This window comes from Micromonospora sp. NBC_01392 (assembly GCF_045040125.1).
GTDB lineage: Bacteria > Actinomycetota > Actinomycetes > Mycobacteriales > Micromonosporaceae > Micromonospora.
In genome coordinates this window covers 2,044,089-2,062,384 of sequence record NZ_CP109549.1, presented here as the reverse complement: position 1 = coordinate 2,062,384, position 18,296 = coordinate 2,044,089, and the positions used below count along the sequence as shown (strand labels likewise).

The following is an 18,296-nucleotide window of genomic DNA, read 5'->3' as shown; positions in this document are numbered from 1 at the left end:
GGCCCACCGCGCCGGCACGGCCGACGACGCCGGCGCGGTGACGCGCTGGTGCGACAGGTGCGGCGAGTCGGTGGCCGCCGGCCCGCACCCCGCCTGCGCGGCGGCGCGGGCGTGGGAGCCGCCGCGCTGGTGCGCGTCCTGCCGCCGACGGATGAAGGTGCAGGTCGTGCCGGCCGGATGGTCGGCGGTCTGTGTCGAGCACGGCGAGCGGCGGGGCTGACGCGATGCTGCGCGGGCGGACGGTGACGCTGCGGCCGGCGACGGACGCGGATGTGGCCGCGCTGGCCGCGATCCGCGCCACCCCGGAGGTGCGCCGCTGGTGGCGGGGCGGCGACGACCTGGCCGAGGCGGTCCGTGCCGACCTGGCCGACGACTCGCTGGCCGTCTTCGTGATCGAGCACGAGGGCCGGCTGGTCGGCGCGATCCAGTGGTACGCGGAGACCGACCCCGACTACCGCCACGCCAGCCTGGACCTCTTCCTCGACCCGGAGGTACGCGGCGCCGGGCTGGGCGGGGACGCGATCCGGACGCTGGCCCGGCACCTGGCCGACGAGTACGGCCACCACCGCTTCACCATCGACCCGGCGGCGGCGAACACGGCCGCGATCCGGGCGTACGCGAAGGTGGGTTTCCGGCCGGTGGGCATCATGCGGCGCTACGAGCGGGGCGCCGACGGGCGCTGGCACGACGCCCTGCTGATGGACCTGCTCGCCGACGACCTGGCCGACTGAGCCGGCGGCGCCACACCGACGGGCGTGCCCGGCACCGTACGGTGCCGGGCACGCCCCGGTGGTCAGCGATCCGTCAGCGTTGCAGGGTCAGCACACCCGGCCGCCACGGCAGCAGGTTGTAGTCACCGCTCGCGCTGGGGTTCTTGCCCTGGTACAGCAACTGGAGGTTGCAGGCGTCGACGGTCTTGGTCTGGTCGGGGTTGTTGCGGACCAGGTCACCATGGCTGATGTCGTTGGTCCACGTCGCGCCGCTGTTGGCCTTGCCCGCGAAGGGGTTGCTCTCGGTGGCCGCGTTCGGGGTCCAGGTGCCGCCCAGGCTGGTGGCGGTGAAGGAGCGGAAGTACCGCCCCTGGCTCCCGATCGCCTCGACGAGCATGAGGTACTGGTTCTGGCCCTGCACCTTGTAGACCTCGACGCCCTCGAACAGGTTGTTCGTCGAGTCGGTCATGATCGTCGTGTAGCTCGAGCCGAAGCTGCCCGGGAAGTTCCCGAGCGGCATGCTCGACCGGTAGATCTTGCCGTTGTCCCCGGCGAAGAAGAGGTACATGTTCTGGTCGTCGCCGATGAGCGTCTGGTCGATGACGCCGTACGGGGCGTCGGGGAGGGTCGCGGTGGAGAGCGTCTGCGCCGCGGACCAGCCGTTGGCGTTGGTCGGGTCACTTGACGTCTTGTAGCTGAACGACGTCGGCCCCCACTGGTACGCCAGCACCCAGATGTTCTTCGGGGCGAAGTACAGCAGCGTGGGCGCCACGGTGCCCTGACTCATCCCGGTCTGGCTGGCCGAGGCCATGTCGGACCAGTTCGTGAACAGGCCGAAGTTCATCGAGCCGTACTGTCCGCTGCTGTTCACGTTCGACGCGTAGACCAGGTGCTTGCCGTTGTAGACCACGTTGGTGAAGTCCTTGACCGAGACCCAGCCGTTCGCCGGGTTCGTCAGCGCGCCGGTCGACGACCAGCGGTAGGTCGACGGCAGCGCGCAGCCGCTCGGCGGCGGCGTGGTCGTGGGCGGCGGCGTGGTGGGCGGCGGCGTGGTGGTGCCGAAGTCGGTCCGCCACTGCTGGTTGGTCTGCCCGTGGCAGTCGTACAGCTGGATCTGCTGGCCGTTGCCGGTGCCCCAGACGTCCAGGCACCGGCCGGACTGCACGCCGCTGATGGTGCCGTTGGAGTTGAGGTTCCACTGCTGGTTCGACTGACCGTTGCAGTCGTAGATGATGACGCCGGTGCCGTTGGCGGTGCCCCCGCCGTTCGCGTCGAGGCACTTGCTGCCGTACACCATCAACTGCTTGTTGCTGGTGTACGTCCACTGCTGGTTCGACTGGCCGTTGCAGTCCCAGAGCTGGACCCGGGTGCCGTTGGTCTGCGTGGCGTTGGGCACGTCGACGCACCGGCCCGACTGCACGCCGACGATCCGGCCGCTGCCGCCGGACGGCGGCGGGGTGGTCGGCGTCGCGGTCGGCGAGGTGGTCGGGGCGGCGGCGTTGAGCGCGTTGAGGACCGAGGTGTACGCGGCCTTCTTGTTGCCGCCGCCGTCGAACAGCAGCGGGTTCTCGCCGGAGCGCCAGGAGTCGCTGTCGCGCACGCCCCACACGGTGATGCCGATGCAGCGCGGCACGTTCATGCAGGCCTGGGTCAGGCCGGCGTACTGGCTGGTGGAGGCGTTGGTGACGTCGGCCTCGGTGAGCGCCACGTCGACGCCGAGCGCGGCGAAGCTGGACAGCGTGGTCTGGAAGTTGCTCGGCAGCGAGCTGCCGCCGGTGAAGTGGGTCTGCAGACCGACGCAGTCGATCGGCACGCCCCGGGACTTGAAGTCCTGGATCATCCGGTAGACACCCTGCGTCTTGCCGTACGACCAGTTCTCGATGTTGTAGTCGTTGTAGCAGAGCTTGACCGACGGGTCGGCCGCCCGCGCGGTGCGGAACGCCACCTCGATCCAGTCGTTGCCGGTGCCCTGGAGGTTCGAGTTACGGCGGCTGCCGTCCTCGTTGAACGCCTCGTTCACCACGTCCCACGCGGCGAGCTTGCCCTTGTAGTGGGCCATCACACCGTTGATGTGGTTGATCATCGCGTTACGCAGCGTGCTGCCCTGCATGTTCTGCATCCAGCCGGGCTGCTGGGCGTGCCAGGCCAGCGTGTGACCGCGCACCTTCAGGCCACGCTGGGTCGCCCAGTTGTAGATCTGGTCACCGGAGTTGAAGTTGAACTGGTTCTGGTTCGGCTCGGTGGCGTCCGGCTTCATCTCGTTCTCGGCCGTGATCATGTTGAACTCACGCGCCGCGATCGTGCTGTACGTCGAGTCGTTCAACCGGCTCGCCGCGATGGCGGTGCCGAAGTAGCGGCCCGACTGCGCGGCCGCCGCGCCCAGCGTGCTCGCCGCGGCGTTCGCCGACGGCATCATCACCGCGACCGCGGCCACTGTCACGACGCTGACCGCGCCGGCGAGCAACGCTCGGACGGCGGGCGATCGCCGCCGCGAGTGCCCGCCACGATGAACGGATGGACTCACTGTCACCTTGGCCTCCTTGGTGGGCCAACACCCGGGTCGTCTGGGCGGGGACGACCGGACGTCTCTGTTGAGGGATTTAACGACATCGATGCTTTCATCGACCGTTCGTCCGGACAACAAGTTTCGGAAAAGTTTCGGAAGTTAATTTCCCCATCCGGTTACCCGGCGTGGCCGGTCACCCGCATCCGGTGACCGGCCACGCCCGCCGCACGCGACGGTCAGGAGATGGTGCAGGCCGAGCCGTTGAGCGTGAAGCCGGTCGGCCTCGGGTTCGTGCCGGTGTGGGTGCCGTTGAAGCCGAAGCTCGTCGACGCCCCCGCCGCCAGCGTCCCGTTGTAGGCGAGGTTCGAGGCGGTCACCGCCGTGCCGGTCTGGGTGACGTTCGCCGACCAGCCCTGCCCGACCTTCTGCCCGGCGCTCGGGAACGTGAAGGCGAGCGTCCAACCGTTGATCGCGCTGGTGCCGGTGTTGGTGACCGTGACGTTCGCGGTGAACCCGGTGTCCCAGGTGTTCGCCGTCCAGGTCACCGCGCAGCCGCCGCCGGTCGGCGCGGCCGTGGTGGTGACCGTGACGCCGGGCGAGGCCGGCGAGACGTTGCCGGCCGCGTCCACCGCGACCACGGTGAACGTGTACGCGGTGGAGGCGGTCAGCCCGGTCACCGCCAACGTGGTGCCGGTGGTGGAGCCGACCAGCACGGTCCCGCCCCGGTAGACGCGGTACCCGGTCACCCCGACCGCGTCGGTGGCCGGACCCCAGGTCAGGGTGAGCCCGGTCGGGCCGACCGCCGACGCGGTGGGCGTGCCGGGCGCGGTCGGCGGCGTGGTGTCCGGCGCCGGGGCGGCCGGCGTGGTGACGGCCAGCGCCGCCGAGGCCGCCGACCGGTTGCCGGCGCCGTCGACCGCGCGCACGGTGAACTGGTACGTCCGCTCCGGCGTCAACCCGGTCACCGCGAGCGTGTTCGTGGTGGCCGGGCGCAGCACCAGCGCGTCGCTGCCGGTCTGCGCCTGGGTCACCTCGTAGCCGGCCAGGCCGCTGCCGCCGGTGTCGGTGGCGGCGGCCCAGGTCAGCGTCAGGCCGGTGGCCGTGACGCCCGAGGCGACCGGGGTGCCGGGAGCGGTCGGCGCGGTGGTGTCCGGGGTGGTCGGGCCGGGCTCGTCGCCCCACACCCGCACGCCACCGGAGTAGAGCGGCACCTTGCGGTTCGGCCCGGCGGTGGCCTGGTACGACGGGTCGTTCGTCGGGTCCCAGGTGCCGCCCTCCGGCACGCCGATCTTGAACTGCACCTCCATCCGGTGCTGCGACTGCCCGGCTGGCGCGATGGTGTAGCCGGTGCAGTCGACCTCGACGTACCAGATGTCGCCGGAGAACTGCTTCGCCGTCGACGGCGACGGGCAGCCCTGGGTGTAGCCGGGCGTGACCGTCACCGGGCCGGTGCCGTCGGGCCGGAAGTAGTACCGGAACTTTCCGGTGGTCAGCGCCCGGGCCGGGAACGCCGACTTGTTGTAGATGATCGCCTTGAGCCCGGTGGCCCGCGGTTCGGCCTGCATCACCGTGGTCTCCACGGTCAGCTCGTCCATGTCCGGCGTCTCGGCGGCCGGGAAGCCGGCGCGCGGGCTGCCGCCGTACTCGCCGGTCAGCCGGGCCAGCGCGGAGGTGAAGCCGGCGTTGTAGTCGGTGGCCACCTCGTTCATCACGTAGTCGGACCGGCTGTCGGTGTACGCGTCGTTGGCCGCCGACGGGCCGCCGACCAGCGCGCCGTAGAGCACGTGCCGGGTCTCGACCGGCACGGTCTGGCTGTCCCACCAGGAACCGTGCGCGGTGCGGTGGTGCGGGTTCTTCGGGGAGTTGGTCCCGAACCCGATCAGGTAGCTGGAGTTGCGCGGGTTGTCGCCGAGCGCGTAGTTGACCTGCCGGACGGCGAAGTCGTGGTAGCGCGCCTTACGGGTCGCGTCGGTGGTCTTGTCGCTGTAGACGAGCGCGGCGAACGACGTGTTGGCGGCGTAGCGCAGCGCGCCCCACGAGTCGAGCACCGCCATCCCGCCCGGCGAGTAGGGCACCTTCTGCCCGTTGACGCCCACCGTCCAGTAGTCCAGCCAGCGGTTCGCGTCGTCGACGTACTTCTGCTTCCCGGTCAGGTTGGCCAGCAGCACGTACGCGCCGAACTGCTTGTTGTCCCAGGCCAGCGTCCACTTGTAGGAGCGGGTGGTGGACTGCGGCTCGGTGCCGAGCTTGTCGTACTCGCTCTCCGCCTTGGCCAGGTAGGCCGCGTCACCGGTGGCCCGGTACAGCCAGGTCGCGCCCCAGACCAGCTCGTCCTGGTAGCCGCTCCAGGACTTGTAGAACGACGCCGCGTCGGTGATGCACTCGCTGTACGACTTCCGCACCGTGTCGGCGAACGTGTAGAGCTGCTTGGCGTGGCCCAGCAGCTTGTCCGCGTAGGCGGCGTCGGTGGGGCGGAACACCATCGACGACGCGGCCATCGCCGCCGCCGTCTCGCCGGCCAGGTCCGCACCGCCACAGCTCGCGTCGATCTTGTACGCGGGCCGCGCCATCGGCAGCACCTCGGCCGGACCCCACCACTTGTGGTCGTCGTCGCCCTTGCCGACCTGGCCGTAGAGGACGTTCGGCGCGGGGTGCGCCTTGACGAAGTAGTCGTTGACGAAGCGCAGGTTGTTGAGCAGATAGCTGAGTTGGCCGGAGGCGACGTAACCGTCCCGGTACTCGACCGCGCCCCAGGCCAGCATGGTGGCGCTGAACGCCATCGGGAAGCCGAACTTCACGTGGTCGCCGGCGTCGTACCAGCCGCCGGTCAGGTCGACGCCGACGTCCGCGCCGTCGGTCAACGCCGAGTCGCCCCGCCAGGAGACCCGGTTCCAGGACGGCTTGCGGCCGGACTGCTGCGCCTCGTAGAAGAACAGCGACTTCTGCAACGCCTCGGCGTAGTTGTACGTGGCCGCGGCCTGCGCCGCCGGGGCGGGTGCGGCGGCCGGCGCGGCGGCGGCCGGCAGCGGCACGGTGGTGGCCAACGCGGCCACCAGCGCGGCGCCGGCGGCGAGCAGCCGGCGGGACGGGCGACCGCGCGGCGGCGGGGTCGGTCGGGGCATGGCGAGCTCCTGTGGAGGATGGGCTGCCGCACGGCGGCGCGATCCGGCGTCGGACGGTGCCGGTCGGGCCGCCGTGCGGCGGTGGTGGTGGGGTGGGCCGCAGGAGCGCGGGAGCGCTCCCATGGATGGTTGACAATGTAATCTCGCCGCCGCTCCCCGGACAAGAGGTCGCCGGGGCGGGTCGGTCGGGGAGGGTCAGCCGCGAGGCTCGGCCCAGGCGGTGAAGCGGTCTTCGAGGTCCGCCGGGCGCCGGCCGCTGTCCAGCTCGGCCAGTTCCTCGGCCGCGGTCCCCCGCAGGGTCAGGAGATACGCCCGCAGCTCGGCCTTCCGCTCGCGGTAGCGCGCGAGGAGGGTCAGCTTCGCCGTCGAGCACGGCCAGGCCGCCCCGCAAGCACGGCAGCGCCAGGTGGGTCGCGACGGGACGTGGTCGGCGGGGCCGGGGCGGCGGGCCATCACACGAGAGCGCCGACGCGCGGGCGGCGCTGCGACACCGGCGGCGGTGGGGTCAGCACGCGCACTCCGCTGCGCCGCAGGAACAGGGACCGGCGGGCGGTCGCGTTGCCGTCCGGGCCGAGCTGGTAGACATCGGCCCACAACCAACCGTCGTACGTCGTCCAGTCCAGCACACGGATCAGCCGGACCCTGATCGGCCGGGTGAACTGCGGCGACGCCTCCCCGGTCAGGTGCAGGACATCGCCAGCGCACAGCGTGGGCACCTCCGGCCGGCGACGCGGCGCGGTCACCGGCCGTCGCCCGGTCGTGGGAAGAGCGTCGTCGTTGCCGGCGACGACAGCCAGCGCGACGACGGAACGCGGTTCGGCCGGACCGGCGGGGTCGACTGCGGGTTGGGGGTCGGCTTCTCCTCGGGCACGGACACGCCCTCCTCTCGGGTGGAAATGGAAGGGGGACCGCCCCGCGCTGACGCCTGCCGGACGAGGCGGTCCCCTGACTGACACGGTCGCCGCGTCTCGGGGGTCCCTGCCGGCCGCGCCGTCTGTCCTTCCACCCTGGACGCACACCCTCTACGCCCGGAATAGTGATTGCCTGATCGCGGAGTGTGGGGGCCGGACGCGGGTTCCCGAAGAAATGCGTGGAGCATTGCGGAAGGGCGTGGAAGCCGTGGGAATCTCGCCATCTGAGTACCTACTACGCGAGCTACGGCGGCGGCGCACGGCCGCCGGGCTAACCCAAGCCCAACTCGGCGAGCGGGTCTTCTGCTCGGACTCGCAGGTGAGTGCGATTGAGACAGGCACGAAGCCGCCGACGTTGCCGTTCCTTGCCGCCGTAGATGAGGCGTTGACGACGGGTGGGTACTTCGCGACGCTCTGGGAAGAGCTGGTCAAGGGCGATGCTGCGCCGGTATGGCTCCGCGAGTGGATCGAGATTGAACGCGAAGCGACGGCGCTTCGCTGGTACGAACACGCCTTCGTGCCCGGCCTTCTCCAGACCGAGGCGTACGCGCAGGCGACATTCCGCGCGGCGCGAGTGCCGCTGCCGGAGCTTGACCAGCGCGTGTCGGCGAGGTTGGAGCGGCAAAATGTCCTCGACCGCGTGCCAGCTCCACGGCTCTTCGTGGTTCTGGACGAGATGGTCGTCCGCCGAGCCTGCGGTGGTGCTGATGTGATGGCCGAGCAGGTCGAGTACCTGATGACCTGCGCGGAGCAGCCCCATATTCAGTTGCGTATCGTGCCGCTGTCCGCTGGCATCTACTCCGGGCTGGCCGGAGCGTTCATCTTGGCTGACCTACCCGACGGATCGCGGGCCGGCTACGTCGACAATCAGTTGGCAGCGCAGATCGCAGGTCAGCCGGATCCAGTTGTTGGCCTGGGATTGTCGTGGGACGCGGTTCGGGGCGAAGCCCTCCCGCTCGGGCAGACACTCGACATACTCAAGGAGGCGGCGAAGACATGGACAACATGACGGGTGCTTATTGGCGGAAGTCGTCCCGCTCGTCCACCAACGGTGGGGCCTGCGTGGAGGTCGCCGACAATCTTTCCGGCGTCGTCGGCGTACGGGACTCGAAGGACCCGACCGGCCCGGCGCTCGCCTTCGAGCCGGGCTCCTGGCGGGCGTTCGTCGCCCAGGTTGCCGAGCGCGGCTGACCGCTCCTGACCCGAGCGCGCCCCGGACCCGTGCGGCCCGGGGCGCTCTGCCGCCGGGCCTGCGGTGGTCTGGCGTGATGGCCGAGCAGGTCGAGCACCTGATGACCTGCGCGGAGCAGCCCCATATTCAGTTGCGTTCGTGCCGTTGTCCGCCAGCACCCACTCCGGGCTGCCCGAGCATTCATCCTGGCTGCCCCCCGACATAGGCGAACCTCTGCCGATCTTGGACTTGTGGCACCTCCGATTTCACGCCGAATCGAACATTTCTTGGCACCACAAGTCCATGATCGACGAAACCCTCACCTCGAGCCCGCCGCACTTTCAAGTCGAGCGAGTGATTATGAGGTTGACGGCGGTGTTGATCTCCGTTGATGCCGCCAACTTCATGATCACCTCTCTGTCCCGCCGCTTGTCCGCCCATCGGAGCCCTCGCGGGCGTGAGCACGGAAGACATGGACAACGTGACGGGTGCTCAGCCCGGGTTGCCGAGCGCGGCTGACCGGACCGGCCCGAGCGCCCCGGACCCGTACGGCCCGGGGCGCTCTGCCGTGTCGGGCGTCGGCGGGCGTCGGGGCTGGCGACGCGTGGTCGGCATCTTGCCGGCGGGCAGGTCGCGGCGGACGAACCGTCAGCTACCTGCCGCCCAGGGACACGAACGGGGCCCCCGCACCGGAGGCCCCGTTCGTGTCACCGCCCCCCGCATCGGAGGTCGGTCAGGGTGGCGCCGCATCGGCGCCGGTGTCGGCTCCCCGCCGGGCCCCGTCGACGTGCCGCGCCGTTGCGGCTCGCCGAGTGGGCCCGGCCGGGCTGCCGTCAGCTCTGACCCGGCCGCTGCGCCGGCAGTCCCGCCGCGGTGTCCCGGCCGGGCCACGCCGGTCGGACAACCCCCGGCCCTCGGCCGGCCGGCACGCCCACCCGGCCGGCGGGGGTCAGCGGCAACGTCGCGGTCAGCACACCGCCGTCGCGGTCAAGCGTCACCGGCCGGTCCAGCCGGCGCAGTGTCCGCAACATCGGCGTGTTCTCGGCCTGCACGTGCAGCAGCACCGCGGCACAACCGGCCCGGCCGGCGTGCCCGAGCAGCCGACGCAGCAGCGCCGAGCCGAGGCCCCGCCGCTGCCAGTCGTCCCGGACCAGCAGCGCCGCCTCGGCCTCGTCGCCCTCGCCGAGCAGGTTGGCCATCGCCACGACCGGCTCCGCCGCCCCGCCGGAGCCCGCCGTGGCGAGCAGGGTCACCCCCCGCGCCGGTTCGAGCAGCCGACGCAGCCGGGCCGGCGACGGGTACGCGCCGCTCAGGTAGCGCCGCTGCCGGCTCCGCTCCGAGCAGCCGACGTGCAGTTCGCGTACGGCCGGCACGTCGTCGGCGGTGGCCGGCCGCACCGACACCTCCCCGCCGTCGGGCAGCACCAGCGTGACCCGGTGGGTGTCCCGGCGGTCCAGCGTCGCCGCCAACTCGACCAGCGCCTGCGCCCGGGCGTACTCGGCCGGGGTGAAGCTCGGCTCCCGACGGCGCAGCTCGTAGGCGCCGCCCGCCGGGTCGGCGAGCAGCATCGTGGTGCCGCCCACGCCGCCCGGCGCCGCGGTGGACGTCGGACGCCAGGTCACCGCGTCGGCGCCCAGCAGCGTCCGCAGCGCCGCGCCGGGGCCCTCCGGATCGCGGAGCAGCCGACCGGCCAGGCCGAGCACCCGGGTCGGCTCGTCGGCCAGCCCACGCGCCTCGCTGCGCGCCACCCAGCAGTCCCGCCCCCGGCCCCGCTCGACCGCGGCCCGCAGGTCGGCCTCGGTGATCTGCTCGGGCGCGTCGACCAGGAAGTCGTCGACGGCACCGACCTCGGTGGTGTGCACCTGCACGGTGAGGATGTTGACCCCGCGCAACGCGAGGCTCGCCGTGAGCACCGACAGGTAACCCGGCCGGTCGTCCACGGTGGCTCGGATCCGCCACAGCGCCATGGTTGTCTCCCTTCCTCACCACCGACGATGCCGGTCGCCTGTTGCGTGCCCGTTGCCCCGGGGTGACGCCCCGCCACCGGGTCAGGTGACGGTGGTCACCGGCGGCGCGCCCACCAGGTCCAGCCGGTCACCGAGGATCACCGCGCTGGCGCGGACGAGTTGGGCGAGCCGGTCCACCTCGATGGCGTGGAACGCGGCCGCCGAGAGCGGCTCGCCGTGGTCGCGGGAGACCACCAGCACCAGCCCGGCCCGGCCGAACGGCGCCACCGCGTAGTGGTGCCCCTCCGGGCTGGTCAGCGCGCGGGCGCGCAGCGGGGTCACCTCGGGCAGCCGGGGCGGTGTCGGGGCCCGCCAGCTCGCGTGCCCGACCGTGGCCGTGCCGGCCCCACCGGGACGCGCGGCCCAGTCCAGCGGCACCACCGCGGCCACCGCCCAGTCCGCGGCGAGCAGGCCGGGCACGGCGTCGACGAGCGTGGCCACGCCGTCGGTCGGGTTCGCCGCCACCTGGGCGAGCAGCTCGGCGTCCTGACCGGTGGTGGTCGGCGTGCCGATCGCCCGCCACACGCCGTCCACCCGGACGCCGGGGATCGCGGCCAGCCCGGCGAGCAGCCGTTCCACCCGCGCCGCGCCCGGCCAGACCACGGTGAAGTCGTCGACCGCCCGCCCACCGAGCCGCTCCAGGACCACCACCTGGACGATGTCCGCCCCGGAGACACCGAGTGTCCGGGCCACCTGGCCGAGCGTGCCCGGTCGGTCGGGCAGGGTCACCCGAACTCTCAGCAGCATGTCTGATCCCCTCCGCTCGGCGGGCCGGCGCGTGGCCGGCAGGCTGTTCCCAGCCTGCCGGCCGGCCGTTTCGTCCCCGTTGCCGCGGCATGTCCCGCCGGGAAAATCCGACCTTGACAACAAAGCTGAGCTGCCGTCGACTATCCGGATGACCGATCCGGCCGTCGACGCCACCCGGCCACCGACCGGTCCGGCCCCGCGCGGGCTCGACCTCGACCGACTCGCCGCCCACCTGGCCACCCACCGGCCCGAGCTGGCCGGGCCGCTCTCCGCGCGGCTGATCGCCGGCGGCAAGTCCAACCTGACCTACCTGCTGCGCGCCGGTGACCGCGAGGTGGTGCTGCGCCGACCCCCGCTCGGGCACGTGCTGGCCACCGCGCACGACATGGCGCGCGAACACCGGGTGATCTCGGCGCTGGCCCCGACCGGCGTGCCGGTCCCCGAGGCGCTGCTGCTCTGCGCCGACGAGAGCGTCATCGGCGCGCCGTTCTACATGATGGCCCACGTCGACGGCGAGGTCTACCGGCGGCGCGAGCAGACCGACGCGCTCACCGCCGGCCAGCGGCGTGACCTCGCCATGGCGATGATGGACACGCTCGCCACGCTGCACCGGGTGGAGCCGGCCGAGGTCGGGCTGGCCGACTTCGGCCGCCCCGACGGCTACCTGGCCCGGCAGGTCCGGCGCTGGGCCGGGCAGCTCGACCGGTCCCGCAGCCGCCCGCTGCCCGGCATCGACGAGCTGCGCGACGCGTTGGCCGGCAGCGTGCCGGAGGGCGCGAACGCGGGCCGGATCGTGCACGGCGACTACCGGCTCGACAATCTGCTCGCCGCCGTCGACCCGGTGACGGTGCGGGCGGTGCTCGACTGGGAGATGGCCACGCTGGGCGACCCGCTGGCCGACCTCGGCCTGCTGCTGACCTACTGGGACGTGCTGGGCGACAGCGAACTCGCCGAGGGCAACCCGGTGGCCGACGGGATCGGCCCCCGGGCCGGCTTCCCCACCGGCGCCGAGCTGATCGACCGCTACGCCGGCCGCAGCGACGTCGACGTCGGCCCGTTGCACTGGCACGTGGCGCTCGGCTGTTTCAAGCTGGCGGTGATCTGCGAGGGCATCCACTACCGGCACACCCTCGGGCAGACGCTGGGCGAGGGGTTCGACCGGATCGGCGAGATGGTGACGCCGCTGGTCGCGCACGGTCTGCACGCGGTGAGGGAGAAGTGATGGAGTTCGCGTACGACGACCGCACGGTCGAGCTGCGGCAGCGGCTGGAGGCGTTCCTCACCGAGTGCGTCTACCCGGCCGAGCCGGTGCACCACGAGCAGGTGCTCGCCGCCGGTGACCCGTGGGCCCGGCCGCCGGTGATGGCCGAGTTGACGGCCGAGGCCCGGGCCCGGGGCCTGTGGAACCTGTTCCTGCCGGACGCACGCTACGGCGCCGGCCTGACCAACCTCCAGTACGCGCCGCTGGCCGAGCTGACCGGGCGCAGCCCGCACCTGGCCCCGGAGGCGCTGAACTGCGCCGCGCCGGACACCGGCAACATGGAGCTGCTGGCCGAGTTCGGCTCCGACGCGCAGCGGGAACGCTGGCTCGCGCCGCTGCTGGACGGGACGATCCGCTCCGCCTTCTGCATGACCGAGCCGGAGGTCGCCTCCTCCGACGCGACGAACATCGCCACCCGGATCACCCGCGACGGCGACCACTACGTGGTCGACGGCCGCAAGTGGTGGTCGTCCGGCGCGATGGACCCGCGCTGCGAGGTCTTCATCGTGATGGGCAAGACCGACCCGGACGCCGACCGGCACCGCCAGCAGAGCATGATCCTGGTCCCCCGGGACACCCCGGGCGTGACGGTACGCCGCGGGATGACCGTCTTCGGCTACTCCGACGCCCCGCACGGCGGGCACGCCGAGATCGACTTCACGGGTGTCCGGGTGCCGGTGGAGAACCTGGTCGGCGCCGAGGGCACCGGCTTCGCCATCGCGCAGGCGCGGCTCGGTCCGGGGCGGATCCACCACTGCATGCGGCTGGTCGGCATGGCCGAACGGGCGCTGGAGCTGCTCTGCCGCCGCGCGCTGGACCGGGTGGCGTTCGGCCGCCCGCTCGCCGAGCAGGGCGTGGTGCGGGAGTGGATCGCCGAGTCCCGGGTCCGGATCGAGCAGGCCCGACTGCTGGTGCTCAAGACCGCCTGGCTGATGGACACCGTGGGTAACAAGGGCGCGCACACCGAGATCCAGGCCATCAAGATCGCTACTCCGGCGATGGCCGAATGGGTGATCGACAAGGCGATCCAGGCGTACGGCGGGGCCGGCGTCAGCCAGGACACCCCGCTCGCCGCGCTCTGGGCCCAGGCCCGCACGCTGCGCCTGGCCGACGGCCCCGACGAGGTCCACCGCGCGTCCCTCGCCCGCCGCGAACTCCGCCGCTGGTCCTGACCCCCCTGCCCCTCCCCCACCCCCACCCCGACTGCCCGCTGATTCACGGAAAGCGTGCTCATTCCGCGTGCGATGACCACTCTTTCCGTGAATCAGCGCGGATCGTGCGGGGGGTGGGGTGGGGTGGGGGCGCGTCAGGCGGAGGCGCGGTGGATCAGCTCGGTGTTCAGGAGGACGTGCGGGGAGGGGACGTCGTCGCCACGGATACGGGAGACCAGGAGGCGGGCCATCTGCCGGCCCATCTCCTCCACCGGCTGGAACACCGTCGTCAGCGGCGGCTCGGCCTGGCGGGCGATCGGGGCGTCGTCGAAGCCGATCACCGCCACGTCCTCGGGCACCCGGCGACCCGCCTCCCGCAGCGCGCGCAACGCGCCGAAGGCCATCAGGTCGGAGGCGACGAAGACGGCGTCCAGATCCGGGCAGGAGTCCAGCAGCCGACGCATGGCGGCCGTGCCGCTGCCCTCGCTGAAGTCCCCGTACGCGATCAGGCCGTTCTCGACCATGCCCCCGGCGGCGCGCACCGCCTCCCGGTAGCCGGAGAGCCGGGCCAGGCCGGCGCCCATGTCCTGCGGGCCGGCGATGGTGGCGACCCGCCGCCGCCCCCGGGCGAACAGGTGCTCCACCGCCTGCCGGGCGCCACCGACGTTGTCCACGTCGACGAACCACGCCGGCTGGGCGTTCGGGTGCAGCATCCGGGCCGGCCGGCCGCCGAGCACCGCCGGCAGACCGCGCTCCTCCAGCAGCGTGGGCAGCGGGTCCGAGTCGTGCAGGGACAGCAGCAGTACGCCGTCCACGTGCTGGTTGGTCAGGTGGTGCTCGACCCGCTCCCGCTCGATCGGCGACTGCACCATCGCCAGCCAGAGCTGCATCGGCGTCTCCACCAGCCCGGAGCTGACGCCCCGGACGATCGCCGCGAAGAACGGCTCGGTGAAGACCCGCTCCCCCGACTCGGAGACCACCAGGGCCACCGAGTCGGTCCGCTGGGTGACCAGCGCCCGGGCGGCCCGGTTCGGCACGTAGCCCAGCTCGGCGATGGCCTGCTGGACGGCCGCCCGGGCCTCCGGACTGACCTGCGGCGAGCCGTTGACCACGCGGGAGACCGTGCCGCGCCCGACGCCGGCGCGGGCCGCGACCGCGTCGAGGGTCGGGCGCCCGAGCGAGCGGGTGCGCTGCGTTGTCATCGTCTTGTGCTCCTCCGACGGTCGGGCGGGCCCGGCACCGGTTGAGGCCCCGGCGCCGGGCACCACCCGTTACTGGCTGGCCCAGCTTATTGTGCGGCCAGGCCGTTGCGTCGGATCACGTCGGCGTACCACCTGGCGCTGGACTTCGCGATCCGGGCCTGGCTGTCGTAGTCGACATAGACCATGCCGAACCGCTTCGTGTAGCCCCAGGCCCACTCGAAGTTGTCCATCAGTGACCAGGCGAAGTAGCCCTTGAGCGGCACCCCGGCCTCGATCGCGGCGTGCGACGCGCGCAGGTGCGCGGCGAAGTAGGCCAGCCGGTCCGGGTCGTCGACCCGCCCGTCGGCCAGCGTGTCGACGAACGCCGAGCCGTTCTCGGTGACGTAGAGCGGCAGGTCGGTGTACTCCCGGTGGACCCGCTCCAGCGTCTCGGTAAGGCCCGGGGCGTCGATCTCCCAGTCCATGTCGGTCACCGGCACGCCCCGGGTGACGAACCGGACGTCCTCGCTGCCCGGCCAGCAGGACGGCGCCCGCCAGTAGGGCTCCGGCTCCCCGCCCTCGACCGGCGCGGCGACCACGTGCCGGCTGTAGTAGTTGACCCCGACCATGTCCAGCGGCGTGGAGATGGTGGCCAGGTCGCCGTCGCGGACGTGCCCGAGGTCGGTGACGCCCCGCAGGTCGGCGATCAGATCGGCCGGGTACGCGCCACGCAGCACCGGGTCCAGGAAGAAGCGGTTGGCCAGCGCGTCGATGCGGCGGGCCGCGTCGGCGTCCGCCGCCGACCCGGTGGCCGGGGTGACCGGGTAGAGGTTCACCGTGATGCCGAGCTCCGCCTGCGGGCGGGACGCCCGCACCGCCTGCACGGCCAGGCCGTGCCCGAGCATCAGGTGGTGCCCGGCCCGGACCGCGTCCGCGCCGTTCGACCGGCCCGGCGCGTGCACGCCGGAGCCGTAGCCGAGGAACGCCGAGCACCACGGCTCGTTCAGCGTGGTGAAGTACTTCACCCGGTCGCCGAGCGCGTCGGCGACCAGCGCCGAGTACTCCGCGAACCGGCCGGCGGTGTCCCGGGCCGGCCAGCCGCCGGCGTCCTCCAGCGGCTGGGGCAGGTCCCAGTGGTAGAGCGTCACCCAGGGCTCGATGCCGTGCCCGAGCAGCTCGTCGACCAGGCGGTGGTAGAAGTCCATCCCCTCCTGGTTGGCCCCGCCGGCGCCGCCCGGCTGCACCCGGGGCCAGGAGACGGAGAAGCGGTAGGACCGCAGCCCCAGGTCGGCCATCAGCCGCACGTCGTCCGACATCCGGTGGTAGTGGTCACAGGCCACGTCGCCGGTGTGCCCGGCCACCGTCCGACCCTCGGTGTGGCTGAAGGTGTCCCAGATCGACGGCGTACGGCCACCCTCCGCCGCGGCGCCCTCGATCTGGTACGCGGCGGTCGCCGCGCCCCAGAGGAAGCCGGGCGGGAAGGTGACGGCCGGGCCCTCGTCGAGAACGCCGACGGCGGGCGGGCTGGCTGGGTTGCTCACGACTTGACGGCGCCTTCCATGATGCCGCCGATGATCTGGCGGCCGAACAGAACGAACACGATGAACAGGGGCAGGGTCGCGATCAACGTACCGGCGAAGATCTGCGAGTTGTCGGCGAAGTAGGCGGTGTTGAGGCTACGGAGCGAGATCTGGACGGTGGGGTTGGACGGGTCGGCCAGCACCACGAACGGCCAGAAGAACTGGTTCCACTGCTCCATGAAGGTGAGCAGGCCGAGCACCGCGGCGGCGGGCCGCAGCGCGGGCATCACCACGTGCCAGTACACCCGCCAGGTCGAACAGCCGTCCACCCGGGCGGCCTCGATCAGCTCGTTCGGGACGGCCTGTTCGGCGTACTGGCGCATCATGAAGATCCCGAAGCCGCCGATGAGGAACGGCACGGTGACCGACGGCATGGTGTTCAGCCAGTCGAGCTTCGCCATCAGGATGTAGAGCGGGAGCACACCGAGCTGGATCGGCACCATCATCGAGGCGAGGATGATCAGCAGCAGCGCGTTCTTGCCCCGGAAGCGGAGCTTGGCGAACGCGAAGCCGGCCAGCGAGCCGAAGAACACCGTGGCGATGGTGATCGTCCCGGAGACCAGGAACGAGTTCATCAGGCCCTTGACGACGTTGGCGTCGCCGTTGGCCAGCACCCGCTCGATGTTCTCGCCGAGCTTGCCGCCGGGCAGGAACGGCGGCGGCCAGGAGTTGGCCGCGTCGTTGGTCCGCGAGGCGATGACGATCATCCAGTAGAACGGGAACAGCGACAGGAACACGCCGAGGACCAGCCCGAACCAGGTGAGCGGGCTGGCCTTGAAGAGCCGCTCGGCCTGGTGGGTGGCCTTGACCTTGGCGGGCGCGGGCGGCCGGGTGGGCGGACGGAGTGTGGTGGTCGTCATCTCGTCACCTTCACTTGTCGGAGCTGATGCGACGGGCCAGCAGGTAGTTGATCGTCGACATCAGTGCGATGAGCACGAAGAGCACGAGCGCGACCGCCCCGGCGTAACCCCACCGGAAGCGCTGGTTCATCACGTCGAGCAGGTACATCGTGATGGTCTGGAACTGGCCCTCGGAGCCGCCGGAGAGGCCGCCCGACCCGCTGGTGAACAGCAGCGGCTCGGTGAAGAGCTGGAGCCCGCCGATGGTCGAGATGATCAGCGTGAAGATGATCGTGGGGCGTAGCTGCGGGACCGTGATCGACCAGAACTGGCGGCGCCGGGACGCCCCGTCGAGCGCGGCGGCCTCGTACATGTCCTTGCTGATCGACTGCATGGCGGCCAGGTAGATCAGCGCGTTGTAGCCGACCCACCGCCAGTCGACCATGGTGGAGATGGCGAACCAGGAGGCGAAGCGGTTCGCCCGCCAGTCGATCGGGTCCAGGCCGACGGCGTCGAGCAGCCAGTTGATCAGGCCGAAGTCCTTGGCGTAGATCATCGAGAAGATCAGCGCGACCACCGCGGTCGAGGTGATGATCGGCATCGCGATGGCCATCCGGAAGAAGGTCTGCGCGCGCAGCTTCCGGTTCAGCGCGTTGGCCAGCATCAGCGCCAGCATCAGCTGGGGCACGGTGGAGAGCACGAACATGCCGAACGTGTTCACCACCGCGTTCCAGAACTGCGGGTCGTCGGTGAGCAGTTCGACGAAGTTGTCCAGCCCGACGAAGGAGATCGTCGCGTTGAGCGGGGACCGGTCGGTCAACGCGATCCAGACCGTGTACACGATCGGGTACGCGCTGAACACGGCGAAGAGCAGGAAGAACGGCAGGACGTACAGGTAGGGCGAGTACTTCAGGTCCAGCTTGGTGGCCGAGCTGGCGCGGCGGTGCGAGGTGCGGGCGCGCGGCGGGCGGGGCTCGGGCGGCGCCGTGGCGTGCAGGTCGAGGCTCATCAGGAGTCCTTCTCCTCGGCCGGCGTCGCCCGCCTCACGGGCGACGCCGGGCTCTGCGGGCACCGCGGGTGGCGCCGGCAGCACGGGGCTGCCGACGCCACC

Annotated in this window: 16 protein-coding genes; 6 read left to right on the top strand and 10 right to left on the bottom strand. The window is 71.8% G+C overall.

Annotated features, from left to right (window positions below):
• Positions 1–37 precede the first annotated feature (37 nt).
• Entirely contained in the window at positions 38–220 is a 183-nt protein-coding gene (locus OG767_RS09625; protein ID WP_281936254.1) for a hypothetical protein, read from the top strand.
• 4 nt (positions 221–224) lie between these two features.
• A complete protein-coding gene (locus tag OG767_RS09620; protein WP_405094174.1) occupies positions 225–731 on the top strand; it encodes a GNAT family N-acetyltransferase in 507 nt (168 codons plus the stop codon).
• A 73-nt stretch (positions 732–804) separates the two neighbouring features.
• On the opposite strand, the gene OG767_RS09615 is transcribed toward OG767_RS09620, so the two are convergent.
• The 4 genes from OG767_RS09615 to OG767_RS09600 all read right to left on the bottom strand — a co-directional run bounded on the left by OG767_RS09615 (position 805) and on the right by OG767_RS09600 (position 7,081).
• Positions 805–3,240, bottom strand: coding sequence for a non-reducing end alpha-L-arabinofuranosidase family hydrolase (locus OG767_RS09615; protein WP_405093077.1), 2,436 nt, complete (start codon positions 3,238–3,240; stop codon positions 805–807).
• Positions 3,241–3,452: 212 nt separating this feature from the next.
• Entirely contained in the window at positions 3,453–6,338 is a 2,886-nt protein-coding gene (locus tag OG767_RS09610; protein WP_405093076.1) for a glycoside hydrolase family 9 protein, read from the bottom strand.
• Between the two features lie 195 nt (positions 6,339–6,533).
• Positions 6,534–6,791, bottom strand: a complete 258-nt coding sequence (locus OG767_RS09605) for a flavin reductase (RefSeq protein ID WP_405093075.1) — start codon at positions 6,789–6,791, stop codon at positions 6,534–6,536.
• Entirely contained in the window at positions 6,791–7,081 is a 291-nt protein-coding gene (locus tag OG767_RS09600) for a hypothetical protein (RefSeq protein WP_405093074.1), read from the bottom strand. The genes OG767_RS09605 and OG767_RS09600 overlap by 1 nt, the downstream gene beginning before the upstream one ends.
• 343 nt (positions 7,082–7,424) lie before the next feature.
• Here OG767_RS09600 and OG767_RS09595 point away from each other — a divergent pair, with 343 nt between their 5' ends.
• Positions 7,425–8,258 carry a helix-turn-helix transcriptional regulator gene (locus tag OG767_RS09595; protein WP_405093073.1) on the top strand — a complete coding sequence of 278 codons (834 nt, stop codon included), beginning with the start codon at positions 7,425–7,427 and terminating at the stop codon, positions 8,256–8,258.
• A complete protein-coding gene (locus OG767_RS09590) occupies positions 8,246–8,440 on the top strand; it encodes a DUF397 domain-containing protein (RefSeq protein WP_405093072.1) in 195 nt (64 codons plus the stop codon). The genes OG767_RS09595 and OG767_RS09590 overlap by 13 nt, the downstream gene beginning before the upstream one ends.
• A gap of 813 nt (positions 8,441–9,253) precedes the next feature.
• Here the strand turns inward: OG767_RS09590 and OG767_RS09585 are convergent.
• The gene (locus OG767_RS09585; protein ID WP_405093071.1) at positions 9,254–10,387 is read right to left on the bottom strand and encodes a GNAT family N-acetyltransferase; all 1,134 of its coding nucleotides are present in this window, start codon (positions 10,385–10,387) and stop codon (positions 9,254–9,256) included.
• Positions 10,388–10,468: 81 nt separating this feature from the next.
• On the bottom strand, positions 10,469–11,173 hold the full coding sequence (locus tag OG767_RS09580; RefSeq protein ID WP_405093070.1) for an amino acid-binding protein: 705 nt from the start codon (positions 11,171–11,173) through the stop codon (positions 10,469–10,471).
• Positions 11,174–11,321: 148 nt separating this feature from the next.
• On the opposite strand from OG767_RS09580, the gene OG767_RS09575 reads away from it, so the two are divergent.
• Complete coding sequence (locus tag OG767_RS09575; RefSeq protein WP_405093069.1) at positions 11,322–12,395, top strand: phosphotransferase family protein; 1,074 nt, start codon at positions 11,322–11,324, stop codon at positions 12,393–12,395.
• Entirely contained in the window at positions 12,395–13,606 is a 1,212-nt protein-coding gene (locus OG767_RS09570) for an acyl-CoA dehydrogenase family protein (protein WP_405093068.1), read from the top strand. The genes OG767_RS09575 and OG767_RS09570 overlap by 1 nt, the downstream gene beginning before the upstream one ends.
• Positions 13,607–13,740: 134 nt before the next feature.
• On the opposite strand, the gene OG767_RS09565 is transcribed toward OG767_RS09570, so the two are convergent.
• The 4 genes from OG767_RS09565 to OG767_RS09550 form a co-directional block, all read right to left on the bottom strand.
• Entirely contained in the window at positions 13,741–14,787 is a 1,047-nt protein-coding gene (locus OG767_RS09565; RefSeq protein ID WP_107162237.1) for a LacI family DNA-binding transcriptional regulator, read from the bottom strand.
• A gap of 86 nt (positions 14,788–14,873) precedes the next feature.
• A complete protein-coding gene (locus OG767_RS09560) occupies positions 14,874–16,307 on the bottom strand; it encodes a GH1 family beta-glucosidase (protein WP_405093067.1) in 1,434 nt (477 codons plus the stop codon).
• Positions 16,304–17,206 (bottom strand): carbohydrate ABC transporter permease, encoded by a 903-nt coding sequence (locus tag OG767_RS09555; protein WP_396776187.1) that lies wholly within the window; start codon positions 17,204–17,206, stop codon positions 16,304–16,306. The genes OG767_RS09560 and OG767_RS09555 overlap by 4 nt, the downstream gene beginning before the upstream one ends.
• Positions 17,207–17,216: 10 nt before the next feature.
• Positions 17,217–18,194 (bottom strand): carbohydrate ABC transporter permease, encoded by a 978-nt coding sequence (locus OG767_RS09550; RefSeq protein WP_405093066.1) that lies wholly within the window; start codon positions 18,192–18,194, stop codon positions 17,217–17,219.
• Positions 18,195–18,296 lie beyond the last annotated feature (102 nt).